The 16689-nt window shown below is 68.7% G+C and carries 14 protein-coding genes; 8 read left to right on the forward strand and 6 right to left on the reverse strand.

What is annotated here, in order from left to right; translation table 11 throughout:
- Positions 1-3 precede the first annotated feature (3 nt).
- Together JNX00_RS04695 and metK are read right to left on the reverse strand one after the other, a co-directional pair.
- The gene (locus tag JNX00_RS04695) at positions 4-2025 is read right to left on the reverse strand and encodes a PAS domain S-box protein (protein ID WP_204744259.1); all 2022 of its coding nucleotides are present in this window, start codon (positions 2023-2025) and stop codon (positions 4-6) included.
- A 230-nt stretch (positions 2026-2255) separates the two neighbouring features.
- Positions 2256-3440 carry a methionine adenosyltransferase gene (gene metK / locus JNX00_RS04700; protein WP_204744260.1) on the reverse strand — a complete coding sequence of 395 codons (1185 nt, stop codon included), beginning with the start codon at positions 3438-3440 and terminating at the stop codon, positions 2256-2258.
- A 149-nt stretch (positions 3441-3589) separates the two neighbouring features.
- Between metK and JNX00_RS04705 the strand changes: the two genes are divergently transcribed.
- Positions 3590-4420: a lysophospholipid acyltransferase family protein gene (locus JNX00_RS04705; RefSeq protein WP_204744261.1), complete on the forward strand. Its 831-nt coding sequence runs from the start codon at positions 3590-3592 to the stop codon at positions 4418-4420.
- The gene (locus tag JNX00_RS04710) at positions 4420-5349 is read left to right on the forward strand and encodes a lipid A biosynthesis acyltransferase (protein WP_083293154.1); all 930 of its coding nucleotides are present in this window, start codon (positions 4420-4422) and stop codon (positions 5347-5349) included. Before JNX00_RS04705 ends, JNX00_RS04710 begins: the two co-directional genes overlap by 1 nt.
- Positions 5350-5358: 9 nt before the next feature.
- On the opposite strand, the gene yihA is transcribed toward JNX00_RS04710, so the two are convergent.
- A complete protein-coding gene (gene yihA, locus JNX00_RS04715; RefSeq protein WP_204744262.1) occupies positions 5359-6063 on the reverse strand; it encodes a ribosome biogenesis GTP-binding protein YihA/YsxC in 705 nt (234 codons plus the stop codon).
- A gap of 110 nt (positions 6064-6173) precedes the next feature.
- Between yihA and JNX00_RS04720 the strand changes: the two genes are divergently transcribed.
- From JNX00_RS04720 to JNX00_RS04740, 5 genes are all read left to right on the forward strand, one after another.
- On the forward strand, positions 6174-6788 hold the full coding sequence (locus tag JNX00_RS04720) for a c-type cytochrome (RefSeq protein ID WP_070399172.1): 615 nt from the start codon (positions 6174-6176) through the stop codon (positions 6786-6788).
- A 181-nt stretch (positions 6789-6969) separates the two neighbouring features.
- Positions 6970-9144: a cytochrome c biogenesis protein ResB gene (locus JNX00_RS04725; RefSeq protein ID WP_204744263.1), complete on the forward strand. Its 2175-nt coding sequence runs from the start codon at positions 6970-6972 to the stop codon at positions 9142-9144.
- A gap of 4 nt (positions 9145-9148) precedes the next feature.
- Complete coding sequence (ccsB, locus tag JNX00_RS04730) at positions 9149-10516, forward strand: c-type cytochrome biogenesis protein CcsB (protein WP_070399170.1); 1368 nt, start codon at positions 9149-9151, stop codon at positions 10514-10516.
- A gap of 93 nt (positions 10517-10609) precedes the next feature.
- Positions 10610-11599 carry a protein-methionine-sulfoxide reductase catalytic subunit MsrP gene (gene msrP, locus JNX00_RS04735; RefSeq protein WP_070399169.1) on the forward strand — a complete coding sequence of 330 codons (990 nt, stop codon included), beginning with the start codon at positions 10610-10612 and terminating at the stop codon, positions 11597-11599.
- A 61-nt stretch (positions 11600-11660) separates the two neighbouring features.
- Complete coding sequence (locus JNX00_RS04740; RefSeq protein WP_204744997.1) at positions 11661-12302, forward strand: protein-methionine-sulfoxide reductase heme-binding subunit MsrQ; 642 nt, start codon at positions 11661-11663, stop codon at positions 12300-12302.
- Here JNX00_RS04740 and lysA read toward each other — a convergent pair.
- On the reverse strand, positions 12272-13552 hold the full coding sequence (gene lysA, locus JNX00_RS04745) for a diaminopimelate decarboxylase (RefSeq protein WP_204744264.1): 1281 nt from the start codon (positions 13550-13552) through the stop codon (positions 12272-12274). The genes JNX00_RS04740 and lysA overlap by 31 nt on opposite strands.
- Positions 13506-13709 carry a lipoprotein gene (locus JNX00_RS04750; RefSeq protein ID WP_083293166.1) on the reverse strand — a complete coding sequence of 68 codons (204 nt, stop codon included), beginning with the start codon at positions 13707-13709 and terminating at the stop codon, positions 13506-13508. The genes lysA and JNX00_RS04750 overlap by 47 nt, the downstream gene beginning before the upstream one ends.
- 11 nt (positions 13710-13720) lie before the next feature.
- Here JNX00_RS04750 and cyaY point away from each other — a divergent pair, with 11 nt between their 5' ends.
- The gene (cyaY, locus tag JNX00_RS04755; protein WP_070399167.1) at positions 13721-14050 is read left to right on the forward strand and encodes an iron donor protein CyaY; all 330 of its coding nucleotides are present in this window, start codon (positions 13721-13723) and stop codon (positions 14048-14050) included.
- On the opposite strand, the gene JNX00_RS04760 is transcribed toward cyaY, so the two are convergent.
- Positions 14040-16466 carry a penicillin-binding protein 1A gene (locus tag JNX00_RS04760; RefSeq protein ID WP_070399166.1) on the reverse strand — a complete coding sequence of 809 codons (2427 nt, stop codon included), beginning with the start codon at positions 16464-16466 and terminating at the stop codon, positions 14040-14042. The two genes, cyaY and JNX00_RS04760, sit on opposite strands and share 11 nt — an antisense overlap.
- Between the last annotated feature and the right edge of the window lie 223 nt (positions 16467-16689).

The following is a 16689-nucleotide window of genomic DNA, read 5'->3' on the forward strand; positions in this document are numbered from 1 at the left end:
CGCTCAGGCCGCCAGCGCGGCCATGGCCGAGACGGTGAACGCCGGGGCGGGCTCCGCGCCGTCGAAGGGCAGGGTGAAGTAGAAGGTGCAGCCGCGGCCCGGCGCGGTCTCGCACCAGATGCGGCCGTCGTGGCGCTCGATGATGCGCTGCGTCAATGCCAGTCCGGTGCCGTTGCCCTCGAAATCCATCGAGTGGTGCTGGCGCTGGAACATCACGAACAGGTTGTGCGCCTTTTCCAGGTCGAAGCCGGCGCCGTTGTCGCTGACGTAGAACATGTGCCCGCCCACCGGGTTGACCTTGCAGCCCACCTCGATGCGCGCTTTGGGGTGCTTGCGCGTGTACTTCACCGCGTTGTCCAGCAGGTTGCCCCAGGCCTGGGCCAGCAGCATGGCGTCGCCGCGCACCATGGGCAGATCGGGGTCGATGACCCACTCGATCTGGCGCTGCGCGTTCTCCTGGCGCAGGTGCGCCACCACGCCGTGCAGCAGCGGGCTCAGCGGCACGGGCTGCGACTCGATGGCGACGCGGCCCAGGCGCGCGTACTCCAGCAGGCCCTCGATCATCTGGCTCATGCGCTTGGTCGACTTGCCGATGGACTGCAGGCACTGCTGGACCATGGGCTCGTCGGACTCGCCGAGCTGCTCGTTGAGCAGGCTGGTGAAGCTGCTGATGTGTCGCAGCGGCGCGCGCAGGTCGTGCGAGACCATGTGCGAGAAGACGTCGAGGTCCTTGTTGGCGGCCACCAGCTGGCGCGTGCGCTCGGCCACGCGCTTTTCCAGTTCGCGGTTGAGGTCGTTCATCACGTCCTCGAGGTTCTTGGCCGCGGTCATGTCGCGCGTGATGCACGACAGGCCGCGCAGCTCGCCCTGCTGGTTGCGCAGCGCGGTGACCACGGTGTGTGCCCAGAAGCGCGAGCCGTCCGAGCGCAGCCGCCAGCCGCGCGACTCCCATTGGCCGTGCGACTTGGCCAGGCGCAGCACCTGGCCCGCGTCGACCTCGTCCTCGCCCGCGTTGTCGCTGCTCATCAGCGTGTCAAAGCGCTGGCCCAGGATCTGCGGGCGCGGGTGGCCGTGCAGGCGCTGCGCGCTTTCGGTCCATTCGGTGATGCGGCCGGCGTCGTCGATGAAGTAGATGCAGTAGTCCTGCAGCGCATCGACCATCAGGCGGTAGCGCTGCTCGCTTTCGTAGAGCTCGGTGGTGCGCTCGCGCACGCGGTCCTCGAGGTCGCGGTTGGCGTGGAGCACCAGCTCCTCGGTGCGGCGGCGCTCGCTGATGTCGTGCAGCTCGATCAGCAGGCCCTTGACCTCGTCGCCCTGCTGGTCGGGGATGTAGTGAATCTCGAAGTAGCAGCGCTGGCCGGCGGCGTCCAGGCGCTCGGCCTCGAAGCTCTGGCGTTCACCGCTGAGGGCGGCGGCCACGCGCGGCAGGATCTCGGGCAGCAGATCGGGGCGCACCACCTCGCTCAGATGCGAGCCCACCACCTGCTCGGGTCGCTTGCCATAGCGCGCCGCGTGCGCCAGGTTGGCGAAGCGGCAGATCAGGTCCTTGTCGTAGTAGGCCAGGCGCGCGGGAACGCGGTCGATGACGCCGCGCAACAGCGCCTCGGCGGGCGAGGCGGCGGCCGCGGGCGCCACGGGTTCGGGCGCGGGCATCACCAGGCTGCTGCTGTGCAGGAAATGGCCATCGGCGTCGCGCACGGCCGTGGAGCTGAGGCGGGCGCGGAACACGCTGCCGTCGGCGCGGCGCAGGCTCACGTCCAGCGTCTGCGGCTCACCCGTCTGGCGCAGCAGGTCCAGGTGCAGGCGCGCCTGCTGCTGGCTGCCGTGGTCGGCCGGTTCGAACAGCCCCGCCAGGGCCTGCGCGGGCGCGTCGGCATGGCCGAGCCAGCGCAGCAGGGTGCCATTGGCGCGCAGGCACTGCAGCTCGGCGTCCAGCGCGACGAGGCCGCACGGCGCCTGGTCGAACAGGCACTGGGCGCTGGCGCTGTCGCCGGCGGGGCCGGTGAGGGGCAGGTCGATCTCCATGAAGGCTCCGGTACGGTTGGCTCGGAAAAAAGGGGTCCTTGCCGGTGGATATCGGACGCCGAACGGAAAAATTCAGCCAGCCCGCCGAGCAATAGCGGGGTGTTTCCAGCGCATTTCCGCACGAAAAAGCCCCGCGGGCTCTCGCCGGCGGGGCTTCATATGAGGCGTTTTGGCTTACTTCAGGCCGCCGCTTCGGGGTTTTTGCTCACACCGCTGCGCGATCGCCGGGCTCACTTGAGCCCAGCCGCGGCGCGCAGCGTGGCGGCCTTGTCGGTTTTTTCCCAGGTGAACTCCGGCTCCTCGCGGCCGAAGTGACCGTAGGCGGCGGTCTTGGCGTAGATGGGGCGCAGCAGATCCAGCATCTGGATGATGCCCTTCGGGCGCAGGTCGAAATGCTCCTGCACCAGCTGGGCGATCTGCTCGTCGGGGATGACGCCGGTGCCTTCGGTGTAGACGGTCACGTTCATGGGGCGCGCCACGCCGATGGCGTAGGCGACCTGGATCTGGCACTGCTTGGCCAGGCCCGCGGCCACGATGTTCTTGGCCACGTAGCGTGCGGCGTAGGCGGCCGAGCGGTCCACCTTGGACGGGTCCTTGCCGGAGAACGCGCCACCGCCGTGCGGGCAGGCGCCGCCGTAGGTGTCGACGATGATCTTGCGGCCGGTCAGGCCGCAATCGCCCTGCGGGCCGCCGATGACGAAGCGGCCGGTGGGGTTGATCAGGTACTTGGTGTCCTTGAGCCACTCCTTGGGCAACACCGGCTTGATGATCTCCTCGATGATGGCTTCGTTGAAGCTGGCCTTCATCTTGGTGGGCGTCTCGCTCTGGTCGGGCGAGTGCTGGGTGGACAGCACCACGGTGTCGATGCTGTGCGGCTTGCCGTCCACGTAGCGCATGGTCACCTGGCTCTTGGCGTCCGGACGCAGGAAGGGCAGGCGGCCGTCCTTGCGCAGCTGCGCCTGGCGCTCGACCAGGCGGTGCGCGTAGTAGATCGGCGCGGGCATGAGCTCGGGCGTCTCGTCGCAGGCGTAGCCGAACATCAGGCCCTGGTCGCCGGCACCGATGTTGAGGTGGTCGTCGGAGGCGTGGTCCACGCCCTGGGCGATGTCGTTGGACTGCTTGTCGTAGGCCACGAGCACCGCGCAGCCCTTGTAGTCGATGCCGTATTCGGTGTTGTCGTAGCCGATGCGCTTGATGGTGTCGCGCGCGACCTGGATGTAGTCGACGTGGGCGTTGGTGGTGATCTCGCCGGCCAGCACCACGAGACCGGTGTTGGTCAGGGTCTCCGCGGCCACGCGGCTGCGCGGGTCCTGTTCGAAGATCGCGTCGAGGATGGCGTCGGAGATCTGGTCCGCCACCTTGTCGGGGTGGCCTTCGGACACGGATTCGGACGTGAAGAGGAAGTCGCTCGCCATTTAAACTCCTGAGGTTGTCGGATCGGCGTTTGCCGGTCTGTCAGAAGTCGGCGAACGCTTTAGCGGTATTTGTGAATCGCCCCGCAATCAGTTCATCAACTCGGCGATCCGGCGATTCTAGTTCAGCCGGCCCCGCTGGCGTCCCCCACTTGGTCACGCTGATCCGTCTTTTGTTTGCCTTGGGCAGCCGCCTGCCCCTGCCCCTGTTGCACGGCGCGGGGGTGGTCCTGGGCTGGCTGAGCTTCCTGCTGTCGCCGCGCTACCGCCGGCGGCTGCTGGCCAACGCCCGACAGGCGGGCATGCCGCCGGGCGTGGCGTGGCGCTCGGTGGCCGAGGCCGGCAAGCTGGTCGCCGAACTGCCCCGGCTGTGGCTGGGCGCGCCGGCGCCGGTGCGCTGGGACGGCGCCGAGCACATCGAGGCCGCGTCGGCCGCCGGGCGCGGCCTGCTGTTCCTCACCCCCCACCTGGGCTGCTTCGAGATCACCGCCCAGGCCTACGCTGCGCGCTTCGGCGCCCGCCGGCCCATGACCGTGCTGTTCCGTCCCGCGCGCCAACCCTGGCTGCGCGCGCTGGTGGACCACTCGCGCGAGCGCCCCGGCCTGCGCACGGCGCCCACCACCCTGTCGGGGGTGCGCCAGCTGGTGCAGGCGCTGAAGTCGGGCGAGGCCGTGGGCCTGTTGCCAGACCAGGTGCCGCCCAAGGGCCTGGGCACATGGGCACCGTTTTTCGGGCGCGAGGCCTACACCATGACCCTGTCGGCCCGGCTGGCGCGCTCGGGCGACACCCAGGTGCTGCTGAGCTGGGGCGAGCGCCTGCCCTGGGGCCAGGGCTACGTGGTGCACGTGCGGCCGCTGGCCGAGCCGCTGCCGGCCGACCCGCAGGCCGCGGCCGCCGCCGTCAACGCGGCCATGGAATCCCTGGTGCGAGAATCGCCCGCCCAGTACCTGTGGTCGTACGACCGCTACAAGCCACCGCGCTGATGCCGACCTCCACCCCGTCCCCCGCGCCCGCCCCCGACACCGGACCGCCGGCGCGGCTGAGCAACCGGCTGGGCCTGGGCCTCATGCGCCTGCTGGCGCGCCTGCCGCTGCACTGGGTGCGTGCCCTGGGCTGGGCGCTGGGCAGCGTGCTGCACGTGGTGGCCACGCGGCGGCGGCGCATCGCCCGCACCAACTGGGCCGCCTGCTTCCCGGACCATTCCGAGGCCGAGCGCGACGCCGCCATCCGGCGCCATTTCGTGTTCTTCGCCCAGGCCTGGCTGGACCGCGGCTGGCTGTGGGAAGCACCCGGCCACGTGGTCAAGCGCCGCCTGCTGCTGCGCGGCGACCTCGAGGCCCTGGAGGGTCAGGCGCCCACGGTGATCTTCGCGCCCCATTTCGTGGGCATGGACGCCGGCTGGACGGCACTGACCGCGCACCTGTCGCGCCGCTTCTGCGGCCTGTACGCCGAGCAGCTCAACGCCGACGTGGACCGCTGGATGGCCGAGGGCCGGCAGCGTTTCGGCAACCCGCACGTGGTGGGCAAGCGCCAGGGCCTGCGCGCCCTGGCCACGGCCCTGCGCGAGGGCCTACCGCTGTACCTGCTGCCCGACATGGACCATGGCGAGCGCGACGCGGTCTTCGTGCCCTTCTTCGGCGTGCCGGCGGCCACGCTCACCTCGCTGCCGCGTCTGGCGCGCCTGGGCGGCGCGCAGGTGGTGCCCGTGACGGCGCGGCTGGTGCCCGATGGCTACGAGGTCACGGTGCATTCGCCCTGGGCCGACTATCCCACGGGCGACGTGACCGCCGACACCGCCGAGATGAACCGCCGGCTCGAAGGCTTCATCGCCGAGGCGCCCGAGCAGTACTACTGGGTGCACAAGCGGTTCAAGACGCGCCCGCCGGGCGCGCCACCCTTCTATCTGTTCTAGTCGCGGCCTTCAGGCCACCTCGTCCGGCTCGTCGGTGTCGGCCTCGGGGGCGGCGCCGCTGGGCGGCTCATGCGTCCAGCGCCACAGCAGCATGGCCACCTCGTCCAGGCCCTGCTTCTTCAGCGCGGAGAACAGCCGCGCTTCGCCGCCGGCCGACTGCAGCTTGGCGATCGACAAGGCCTTGTTGGCCTCGGTGCGCGTGAGCTTGTCGGCCTTGGTGAGCAGCAGCAGGAACTTCAGGCCCTGCTCCACGCGCGGGCGGATGGCCTCCAGCAGGGCCTCGTCGAGTTCGGTCAGGCCCAGGCGCGGGTCCACCAGCAGCACCACCGCCACCAGGTTGGGGCGGGTGAGCAGGTAGTTGGCCATCACGCGCTGCCAGCGGATCTTGGCCTCGCGCGGCACGGCGGCGTAGCCGTAGCCGGGCAGGTCGGCCAGCACGGCGTCGGTGGCGCCCTGCTTGCCCAGGGAGAACAGGTTGATGCTCTGCGTGCGCCCAGGCGTCTTGGAGGCGAAAGCCAGGCGCTTTTGCTGGGTGAGGGTGTTGATGGCGGTGGACTTGCCCGCGTTCGAGCGCCCGACGAAGGCGATCTCCGGCACCTCGAGGGCCGGCAGATGCTCCAGTTGGGGGGCGGTGGTAAGGAAGCGGGCGGTGTGCAGCCAGCCGTTCGCCAGTCGTGGGTCGCGGCCGGGGTCCGCAGTGAGGTCGTGGGTCATTGGGAGCCAGTTTGGGAGCGCATTGTAAAATCCGCGGGTTTTGTCCAGCCGAGCGCCCCGAACGGGGTCCAGGCGCCCCACGTATTCGTCGACCGCACCGACAGCCCGACATGAAATTGCATGCCTCCCTCCTGGTCGCTGCCGCGGCCGCCGCCCTGTCCCTGAGCGCGCACGCGCAGTCGGCCAAGCCCGACCTCGCCAAGGGCTCCGCCTCTTATGGCGCCGTGTGCGTGGCCTGCCACGCGGCGGACGGCAATTCCACCACGCCGGCCAATCCCAAGCTTGCGCAGCAGCATCCCGAGTACCTCATCAAGCAGCTGCAGGAATACAAGTCCGGCAAGCGCAAGAACGCGATCATGCAGGGCATGGCGGCCTCGCTGTCCGACGACGACATGCGCAACATCGCCTATTGGCTGGCCTCGCAGAAAGCCAAGGAGGGCTTTGCCTCCGATGCCGAACTGGTGAAGCTGGGTGAGCGCATCTACCGCGGCGGCCTGGCCGACCGCGGCATCGCCGCCTGCGCGGGCTGCCACAGCCCGAACGGCGCGGGCATTCCCTCGCAGTTCCCGCACATCGCCGGCCAGCACGCCGAATACACCGAAACGCAGCTGCGCCACTTCCGCGACGGCTCGCGCGCCAACAACCCGCAAATGGCCGGCGTGGCCGCCAAGATGACCGACCGCGAGATCAAGGCGGTGTCCGACTACATCGCTGGTCTGCGCTGAAGCGCGTGGCGCGGCCCCGGCCGCGCCCCTTCGGCCCGCCTGGGATATAAGCACCAAGTGATGTTTGGCCCCACAATGCGGCCCCGTCGCTCGATGAATTGAACCGCCGGCCATGAAAGCCATCTGATAGGGCGCTGTCCGTACGGGACGCGCCTTTTTTTCTGCCCCACGTGTTTCTCCCATGACCGTCTCCACCCAAGGCCTGGAATTGCGCTCCGCCCCGCGGCGCCTGAGCGACTGGGTCGAGCTGCTGTCGTCGATGCGCTTTGCCGTGTCGCTGCTGACGGTGATCTGCATCGCCTCGGTCATCGGCACGGTGGTCAAGCAGAACGAGCCCTACAACAACTACGTCAACCAGTTCGGCCCCTTCTGGGCCGACGTGTTCGCGGCGGCCAACCTCTACACCGTCTACAGCGCCTGGTGGTTCCTGCTGATCCTGGCCTTCCTGGTGGTCAGTACCAGCCTGTGCATTGCGCGCAACACGCCCAAGATCCTGGCCGACCTCAAGGCCTACAAGGAAAACATCCGCGAGCAAAGCCTCAAGGCCTTCCCGCACAAGGCGCAGGGCGAGCTGGCCGAGGCGCCCGAGGCCGCCGCCAACCGCATGGGCCAGGCGCTGCTGGGCTCGGGCTGGAAGGTGAAACTGCAGTCGCGCGAGACGCCCCAGGGCACCGGCTGGATGCTGGCGGCCAAGGCCGGCGCCGCGAACAAGTGGGGCTACATCGCGGCGCACAGCGCCATCGTGATGGTGTGCATCGGCGGCCTGCTGGACGGTGACCTGATGGTGCGCGCCCAGACCTGGTTCAACGGCAAGCAGATCTACCAGGGCGGCGGCCTGATCGCCGACGTGCCCGAGCAGTACCGGCTGTCCACCGCCAACCCCACCTTCCGCGGCAATCTGCTGGTGACCGAAGGCACCGCGTCCAGCACGGCCATCCTCACGCAGCCCGGCGGCGTGCTGCTGCAGGAGCTGCCGTTCTCGGTGGAACTCAAGAAGTTCATCGTCGAGTACTACGAGACCGGCATGCCGCGGCTGTTCGCCAGCGAGATCGTGATCCACGACCGCGAGACCGGTGAACAGAAGAACGCCCGCGTGGAGGTGAACCACCCGGCCTTCCACCGCGGCGTGGCGATCTACCAGTCCAGCTTCGACGACGGCGGCTCTCGCGTGAAGCTCAAGGCCGTGCCCATCAATGGCCCGGGCAAACCCTTCGAGGTCGAAGGCACCATCGGCGGATCCACCGAACTGAGCAACGGCGATCAGAAGCTCTCGCTGGAGTTCACCAGCCTGCGCGTCATCAACGTGGAGAACTTCGCCGCCACCGGCAGCGGGGCCGACGTGCGCAAGGTCGACCTGCGCGAGTCCATCGAAAGCCGCCTCGGCGCCGCGCACAAGACCGTGACCGAGAAGACCCTGCGCAACGTGGGCCCCAGCGTGACCTACAAGCTGCGCGACGCGGCGGGCCAGGCGGTGGAATACCACAACTACATGCTGCCGATGGAGCTCGATGGCCAGCGCGTTTACCTGCTGGGCCTGCGCGAAACACCACAGGACAGCTTCCGCTACCTGCGCGTGCCGGCCGACGAGAACGACAGCCTGGATGGCTTCGTGCGGCTGCGCGCCGCGCTGAGCGACCCGGCGCTGCGCGCCGAGGCCGTGCGCCGCTACGCCGCGCAGTCGGTGGAGCCGGGCCGCGCGGACCTGGAGCAGGCCCTGGTGGCCTCGGCCTCGCGCGCGCTGGCGCTGTTTTCGGGCGCGGAACGCGTCACGCCGGTGGCGGACGCGGTGGCGGCGAATGGCCCGAACGGCGCGAGCGCCATGAAGGGCGCCGACGGCAGTGCCCCCCGCGAGGCGAGCGGCGGCCTGCAGGCCGTGGCCGCTTTCCTGCAGGCCAACGTGCCCGAGGCCGAGCGCGAGCGCGCCAGCGACGTGCTGGTGCGCATCCTCAACGGCACCCTGTTCGAGCTGCTGCAGCTCAGCCGCGAAAAGGCCGGCCTGGCGCCGCTGGCGCGCGACGAACCCGCCCAGCGCTTCATGACGCAGGCGGTGATCAGCCTGTCCGACACCTTTTTCTACCCGGCGCCCATGGCCTTCGAGCTGACGGACTTCACCCATGTGCAGGCCAGTGTCTTCCAGGTGGCCCGCGCCCCGGGTCAGACCGTCGTCTACCTGGGCTGCCTGTTGCTCATCATCGGCGTCTTTGCCATGCTCTACGTCCGCGAGCGCCGCCTGTGGGTCTGGCTGACGCCGAGCGGACAGGGTGCGCAGGCCAGCATGGCCCTGTCCACCAACCGCAAGACGCTGGACGCCGACCGCGAGTTCGAACAGCTCAAGACCCAATTGCTTTCCAGGTGACCGCATGAACACCACCACCGCCACGCAAACCATCACGCTCAAGAAGTCCTCGGGCGGCGCCGAACTGGCCCCTGGCTATTTCGCCCGCCGCAACCGCTGGGACTGGCTGTTCGCCGCGTTCGTGCTGGCCGGCGCCGTGCTGGCCTTCCTGCGCTATGGCGGCGCCATGGACATCTACGAGAAGTGGATCCTTGCCGGCACCGTGCCCAGCATGGTCGCCCTGGGCTGGTTCTGGCGCCCGCTGCAGAAGCTGGCGGCGGTGGTCGCGGCCTTCGCCTTGCTGGCCATCTGGCTGTACCAGGCCCCAGGCGGCGGCGCCGACCTGGCGCGCGGCGATCAGGTCTTCCTGCTCAAGTACTTCATTTCCAGCCAGTCGGCCATCCTGTGGATGAGCGTGCTGTTTTTCATGAGCACCGCCTTCTACTGGCTGGGCATGTTCACGCGCGCGGGCGATGCCCTGGAGGCGCTGGGCTCGCGCCTGGCCTGGGTGGCGGTGGGCCTGGCGCTCATCGGCTCGCTGGTGCGCTGGTACGAAAGCCACCAGATCGGCCCGGGCATCGGCCACATCCCGGTGAGCAACCTGTATGAGGTGTTCGTGCTGTTCTGCTGGATGACGGCGGCCTTCTACCTTTACTACGAGCAGCAGTACGGCACGCGCCGCATGGGTGCCTTCGCCATGCTGATCGTGAGCGCGGCCGTGGGCTTCCTGCTCTGGTACACGGTGGTGCGCGAGGCGCACGAGATCCAGCCCCTGGTGCCCGCGCTGCAGAGCTGGTGGATGAAACTGCACGTGCCGGCCAACTTCATCGGCTACGGTACCTTCGCCATCGCGGCCATGCTGGCCTTCGCCTACCTCATCAAGCAGAGCGCCGGCGAGACCCGCTGGTACAAGCTGGCGCCCCTGTGGGTGCTGGGCGTGGTGCTGTGCTTCGAACCGCTGGTGTTCCGCCAGGGCGCCACCGACAAAGGCGGCGTCTATTGGTTCATCTACTTCGGCGTGTCGGCGTTTATTGTGGGCGGCATCCTGTCGGTGCGCGGCCGCATCGCCGAGCGCCTGCCCTCGTTCGAGGTGCTGGACGACGTGATGTACAAGGCCATCGCGGTCGGCTTCGCCTTCTTTACCATCGCCACCGTGCTGGGCGCCCTGTGGGCCGCCGAGGCCTGGGGCGGCTACTGGAGCTGGGACCCGAAGGAGACCTGGGCCCTGATCGTCTGGCTCAACTACGCGGCCTGGCTGCACATGCGGCTGATGAAAGGCTTGCGCGGCACCGTGGCCGCCTGGTGGGCGCTGGTGGGCCTGGCCATCACCACCTTCGCCTTCATCGGCGTCAACATGTTCCTCTCGGGTTTGCACAGCTACGGCACCCTCTGAGCCCGGAACCGCGTAAGGTTTCGGCGGATCACACGACAGACGGGTTGGCGGGCGCGGCATTCCTCGCGTCCGCGCGCCACTGAGGACACGGCCATGATCATCCGAACCGACCGCGACGGTTTCGTCCATCCGCGCAGCAGCGAAATCACCCCGCGCCACGCCTACCTGGGGCGCCGCCAATGGCTGGCCGGCCTGGCCGCGGCGGGCGTGGCCTGGGCTTCGCGCGATGCCTGGGCCCAGGCGTCGCCGGCGCGCCCCGGCAAACTGGCCGCTCTGCCGGGCAAGATGTCCTCGGTGGCCGGGGCCACCACGGTGGAAAAGCCCACCAGCTACGAGGATGCCACCAGCTACAACAATTTCTACGAGTTCGGCACCGACAAGAGCGACCCGCTGCAGTACGCGGGCAAGCTCAGGACCCGTCCCTGGACGGTGGAGGTTGAGGGCCTGGTGAACAAGCCCGGCCGCTTCGACCTCGACGCCCTGCTCAAGCTGGCGCCCATGGAAGAGCGCCTCTACCGCCTGCGCTGCGTCGAGGGCTGGTCGATGGTGCTGCCCTGGCAAGGCTATTCGCTGGCCGAGCTCATCAAGCGCGTGGAGCCGCAGGGCAGCGCGAAGTACGTGGAGTTCGTGACGCTGGCCGACAGGCAGCAGATGCCCGGCCTGCGCGCCAACGTGCTGGAGTGGCCCTATGTGGAAGGCTTGCGCCTGGACGAGGCGCAGCACCCGCTCACGCTGCTGGCCTTCGGTCTGTACGGCGAGGTGCTGCCCAACCAGAACGGCGCGCCCGTGCGCTTGGTGGTGCCCTGGAAGTACGGCTTCAAAAGCGGCAAGTCGCTGGTGAAGATCCGCTTCGTCGAGAAGGAGCCGCGCACCTCCTGGAATCTGGCGGCGCCGCAGGAGTACGGTTTCTTCTCCAACGTGAATCCGCAGGTGGCGCACCCGCGCTGGAGCCAGGCGACCGAGCGGCGCATTGGCGAAGGCGGTGGGCTGTTCGCCAAGCGCCGCCCGACGCTGATGTTCAACGGCTACGAAGCGCAGGTGGGCCAGCTCTACGCCGGCATGGACCTGCGCAAGTTCTACTGAGGCCATGGGCTCCGCCCGGCCGCCCGAAGGGGCCCGTACCGCGTTGCCCGCGGGGCGTTGGCTGAACCGCGCCGCGGTCCAGCGGGCGCTGCTGCACCCGCTGGCCAAACCCCTGGTATTTGCCGTGTGGCTCCTGCCTTTCGCCTGGCTGTTCTGGGCCGCGGCGGCCGACCGCCTGGGCGCCAACCCCGCCGAGGCGCTGATCCGATCCCTGGGCGACTGGACCTTGCGCGCCCTGGTGCTGGTGCTGCTGGTGACGCCGCTGCGCGTCACCCTAAGCTGGCCGGCGCTGGCGCGCTTTCGGCGCATGCTGGGGCTGTTCGTGTTCTTCTACGCCACGCTGCACTGGCTGGCCTACGCCTGGTTCGACATGGGCTTCGACTGGGCCGAGGTGGTCGCCGACATCCCCAAGCGCCCCTTCATCCTCGTGGGCACGCTGGCCTGGCTGCTGCTGCTCGCGCTGGCGGCCACGTCCTTCAACCGCGCCATCCGCGCGCTGGGGGCGCCGCGCTGGCAGGCCCTGCACCGGCTGGTCTATGCGGTGGCGGCGCTGGCGGTGCTGCACTTCTTCTGGATGCGCGCGGGCAAGCACGACTTCAACGAAGTCGCGGTCTACGCGATGCTCTTTGCCGCGCTGCTGGGCTGGCGCGCCTGGCGGCGCTGGGGGGCCCCTCAGGGCAGGGGCGTTTCCAGCCGCATCTGATCGGCGGCGGTTTCGCGCTGGCGGATCACGGTGGCCCGGTTGCCATCGACCAGCACCTCGGCGGCGCGGCCGCGCGTGTTGTAGTTGCTGGCCATGCTCATGCAGTAGGCGCCGGCCGACAGCACCGCCAGCCGATCGCCGGCCTGCACCGCCAGCTCGCGGTCACGGCCCAGCCAATCGCCGCTTTCGCAGACAGGGCCGACCACGTCCCAAGTGAGCGGGGCGGTGTCGGTGCGCGCGCGCAGTGGTTCGATGCGGTGGTAGGCCTGGTACATCGCGGGGCGCGGCAAATCGTTCATGGCCGCGTCCACGATGAGGAAGTTCTTGTGCTCTCCCGGCTTGAGGTAGAGCACCTCGGTCAGGCAGACACCGGCGTTGCCCACGATGGAGCGGCCCGGCTCGATCAGGATCTGGCGGTCGCCGAAGCCGCGCGCGTCCAGGCGCTGCAGCAACTGCGCCCACAGCGCGTCGGCGGCGGGAGGCGCATCGCCGCGGTAGTCGATGCCCAGGCCACCGCCGAAGTCGATGTGGTGCAGGCGCAGGCCCAAACCGAGGCCTTCGATGGCGGCGACCAGGTCCAGCACGCGCTCCAGCGCGTCGAGGTAGGGCGCCGCTTGCGTGATCTGCGAGCCGATGTGGCAGTCGATGCCGACCACCTCAAGGCCGCTGCAGGCCGCAGCCTGCCGGTAGGTGTCCAGCACCTCGTCGTGCGCGATGCCGAACTTGTTGTCCTTCAGGCCGGTGGAGATGTAAGGGTGCGTTTGCGCGTCCACGTCGGGGTTGACGCGCACGCTCACGCGCGCGCGCCGCCCGGCGGCGCGCGCGACCTCATCGAGCACGGTCAGCTCGGCGCGGCTCTCGACGTTGAAGCAGCCGATGCCGACATCGAGCGCGCGGCGCATCTCGGCGCGGGTCTTGCCCACACCCGAAAAGATGATGCGTTCGGGCGCGCAGCCAGCGGCCAGCGCACGCTCCAGCTCACCGCCCGAGACGATGTCCAGCCCGCAGCCCGCGCGCACCAGCGTCTGCAGGATGGCCAACGAGGAGTTGGCCTTCATCGCATAGCAGATGAGGTGCGAGCGCCCGGCGAGGCCGCGCTGGTACGCGCCCAGGGCCTGCAGCATGGCGGCCTGGCTGTAGACGAAGAGTGGGGTGCCGTGGGCCCGGGCCAGGCTGTCGAGGCTCAGGTCCTCGACGTGCAGTTCACCGTGACGTTGCGTCAGGAAGGCGGGCAGGGGCGACAGGGGCATTGTTGGCGGGCTTGGGCGTGGTCTCGGGGCTCTTGGGGGGCGGCAGGTAGAGCGGACCCTTCTGGCCGCAAGCCGCCAAGCCCGACAGCAGCAGCGACAAGGCCATGACCCGAGCGGGGCCTGAACAGCGACCTAGAATGCGCAGCCACCCAAACATTCGCGCATTGTATGACCGACCTCGAATACCAGGATCGCGCCGAGGCCCTGTTGCGCGCCATCGAACTGAACTGCGACCGCATCAACGAAGACAGCGATGCGGACATCGACAACCAGCGCGTGGGCGGCATGATCACACTCACCTTTGCCAACCGCAGCCAGATCGTGATCAACCTGCAGAAGCCGCTGCACGAGGTGTGGATGGCCGCACGCGCCGGCGGCTTTCACTACAAGCACGATGGCCGCGCCTGGCAAGACACGAAGGGCAACGGCGAGTTCTTCGAGAACCTGTCGCGTTACGCGAGCGAGCAGTCGGGCGAGGCGCTGCGCTTCAGTTCCTGAACAGATCCAGGATGCTGCGCCGGTTCTCCACCGGCGGCTGCGGCGGCGGTGGCGCGATCGGCACGCCATTGGCATCGACCGCCGCGCCGGCGGGCGCGCCAGGCCAGGGGTCCGCCAGGCCCAGGCCATGCACGCCATTGCCCGGGCCGTATTCTTCGTAGTACCACTCGCCGCCGATGTTGACCACGCCGGGCGGTGCGCTATAGGTAGCCACGGGCACGTTCTTCAGCATCTCCTGCATGAAGGAAATCCAGATCGGCAGCGCCAGGCCACCGCCGGTTTCGCGGCTCCCCAGGTTGCGCGGCGTGTCGTAGCCCACCCAGGCCGCGGCGGCCAGCGTGGGCTGGTAGCCGACAAACCAGGCGTCCACCGCGTCGTTGGTGGTGCCGGTCTTGCCATACAGGTCGGGCCGCTTGAGGGTGGCCTGCGCGCGCGCCGCGGTGCCTGAGCGGGTGATCTCCTGCAGCAGGCTGTTCATGATGAAGGCGTTGCGCGGCTCGATCGCCTGCGGCGCGTTGTCCAGCGTGGTCTGGGGCGCCTCGAACAGCACGCGCCCGCGCGCGTCCGTCACGCGGGTGATCAGCAGGGGCGTCACGCGGTGGCCGCCGTTGGCGAACACCGAATAGGCCGTGACCATCTGCAGCGGCGTGACCGAACCGGCGCCCAGCGCCATGGTGAGGTAGGGCGGGTGCTTGTCGGCCTCGAAGCCGAAGCGCGTGACCCAGTTCTGCGCGTTCTGCGTGCCCACCAGCTGCAGCACGCGAATGGACACCATGTTCTTGGACTTGGCCAGCGCGCGGCGCACCGACATCGGGCCTTCGAACTGGCCGTCGTAGTTCTTCGGCTCCCAGGGCTTGCCGCCCGTATCAGCGGCGGAATAGAACAGCGGCGCGTCGTTCACCACCGTCATTGGCGTCAGGCCCTTTTCCAGCGCGGCGGAATAGATGAAGGGCTTGAAGCTGGACCCCGGCTGGCGCCAGGCCTGGGTGGCGTGGTTGAACTTGTTCTTGTTGAAGTCGAAGCCGCCGATGACGGCCGCGATGCGGCCATTGCGCGGGTCCAGCGCAATGAAGGCGGACTCGACCTCGGGCAATTGCGTCACGCGCCAGGATTTGTCGCCCACCTTGACGATGCGCACGACGGCGCCCGGGCGCAGCTTGATGTTCGGCCCGGCCTTGTCCGACAGGCCGCTTTGCACCGGCTTGAGGCCTTCACCGGTGATCTCGATCGGGTCGCCGTCCTGACGCACCACCACCACCTTGCGTGGGTCGGCCTGGAGCACCACGGCCGACAGCAGGTCCCCGTTGTCGGGGCGTTCCGCGAGGGCCTCGTCAATGGCCGTGTCGCGTTCCTGCGGGTCCTCGGGCAGGTTGATGAACAGTTCCGGGCCGCGGTAGAACTGCCGGCGCTCGTAGTCCAGCACGCCCTGGCGCACGGCGCGGTAGGCGGCTTCCTGGGCGCGCGGGTCGATGGTGGTGGACACCACCAGGCCGCGCGTGTACGCGGCCTCGCCATACTGGGCCACGATGGCCTGGCGAACCATCTCGGCGGCAAACTCCGCGCGCAGGCCGTCGTCCATCGCCCCCCGGTGGACCTTGACCTCCTGGGCTTTGGCCTCTTCGGCCTGTTGGGCGGTGATGAAGCCGTTCTCGACCATGCGGTCGATGATGTACAGCTGGCGCGTGCGGGCGCGCTTGGGATTGCGGACCGGGTTGTAGGCCGAAGGCGCCTGCGGCAGTCCCGCGAGCATGGCAGCCTCGGCGATGGTCACGTCCTTCAGCGGTTTGCCAAAGTAGATCTGCGAGGCCGACGCGAAGCCATACGCTCGCCGGCCCAGGAAGATCTGGTTCATGTAGATCTCGAGGATCTGCTCCTTGGTGAGCATGTGCTCCAGTTTGAAGGTGAGCAGCACCTCGTAGATCTTGCGCGTGTAGCTCTTTTCCGCCGACAGGTAGACGTTGCGCGCCACCTGCATGGTGATGGTGGAGGCGCCCTGGCTCTTGGCCTCGCGCAGGTTGGCCAGCGCGGCGCGCACCATGCCGCGGTAGTCCACGCCGCTGTGCTCGAAGAAGCGCGCGTCTTCGATGGCCAGCACCGCGTGCTTCATCACGTCGGGGATCTGGTCGATGGTCAGCAGGTTGCGCCGCTCTTCACCGAACTCGCCGATGAGCTGGCCATCCACGGCGAGCACGCGCAAAGGCAGCTTGGGGCGGTAGTCGGCCAGGCCCGTGACGTCGGGCAGATTGGGGTAGGCCACCGCCAGGGCGATGCCAAGGGCCATCAGCATGGCCGCAACACCTGCCGCCGCCAGTCCGGCGACAACCACCACCAAGCGACCGATCCAGATGAGCGTGCGGGGCGCCGCAGATACTGCCTTGGCAGGAGCCGCGCGAGAGGGCTGGGATTCTTGGGGCATGCGAACTCGGACTGGAAACGTGCCGCATTTTAGAAGTCGACCAAGGTGCCGACATGGAATGAACGGAACGTAGGGGTTTGGGCTTGTGGACCGGATTGTCGGTGGGCGTTCAGGCCGTCGTATCGGCCCTTCATCCCGTCGGCTTTTGACAACGTTTCGATTTGTGCGTTTGGCAAAAAATCTTTGCCGCTCAATGGGCTTACTGCTAGCATTGAAGTGAATT

The sequence above is a fragment of the Hydrogenophaga sp. YM1 genome, from assembly GCF_016903055.1.
GTDB lineage: Bacteria > Pseudomonadota > Gammaproteobacteria > Burkholderiales > Burkholderiaceae_C > Hydrogenophaga > Hydrogenophaga borbori.

Coding starts and splice junctions, on each gene's coding strand:
- JNX00_RS04720 (WP_070399172.1), top strand. CDS start 6,174: ATGAAATTGCATGCCTCCCTCCTGGTCGCTGCCGCGGCCGCCGCCCTG.
- lysA (WP_204744264.1), bottom strand. CDS start 13,552: ATGCCCCTGTCGCCCCTGCCCGCCTTCCTGACGCAACGTCACGGTGAA.
- cyaY (WP_070399167.1), top strand. CDS start 13,721: ATGACCGACCTCGAATACCAGGATCGCGCCGAGGCCCTGTTGCGCGCC.
- JNX00_RS04760 (WP_070399166.1), bottom strand. CDS start 16,466: ATGCCCCAAGAATCCCAGCCCTCTCGCGCGGCTCCTGCCAAGGCAGTA.
- JNX00_RS04695 (WP_204744259.1), bottom strand. CDS start 2,025: ATGGAGATCGACCTGCCCCTCACCGGCCCCGCCGGCGACAGCGCCAGC.
- ccsB (WP_070399170.1), top strand. CDS start 9,149: ATGAACACCACCACCGCCACGCAAACCATCACGCTCAAGAAGTCCTCG.
- JNX00_RS04725 (WP_204744263.1), top strand. CDS start 6,970: ATGACCGTCTCCACCCAAGGCCTGGAATTGCGCTCCGCCCCGCGGCGC.
- yihA (WP_204744262.1), bottom strand. CDS start 6,063: ATGACCCACGACCTCACTGCGGACCCCGGCCGCGACCCACGACTGGCG.
- JNX00_RS04710 (WP_083293154.1), top strand. CDS start 4,420: ATGCCGACCTCCACCCCGTCCCCCGCGCCCGCCCCCGACACCGGACCG.
- metK (WP_204744260.1), bottom strand. CDS start 3,440: ATGGCGAGCGACTTCCTCTTCACGTCCGAATCCGTGTCCGAAGGCCAC.
- JNX00_RS04750 (WP_083293166.1), bottom strand. CDS start 13,709: ATGTTTGGGTGGCTGCGCATTCTAGGTCGCTGTTCAGGCCCCGCTCGG.
- msrP (WP_070399169.1), top strand. CDS start 10,610: ATGATCATCCGAACCGACCGCGACGGTTTCGTCCATCCGCGCAGCAGC.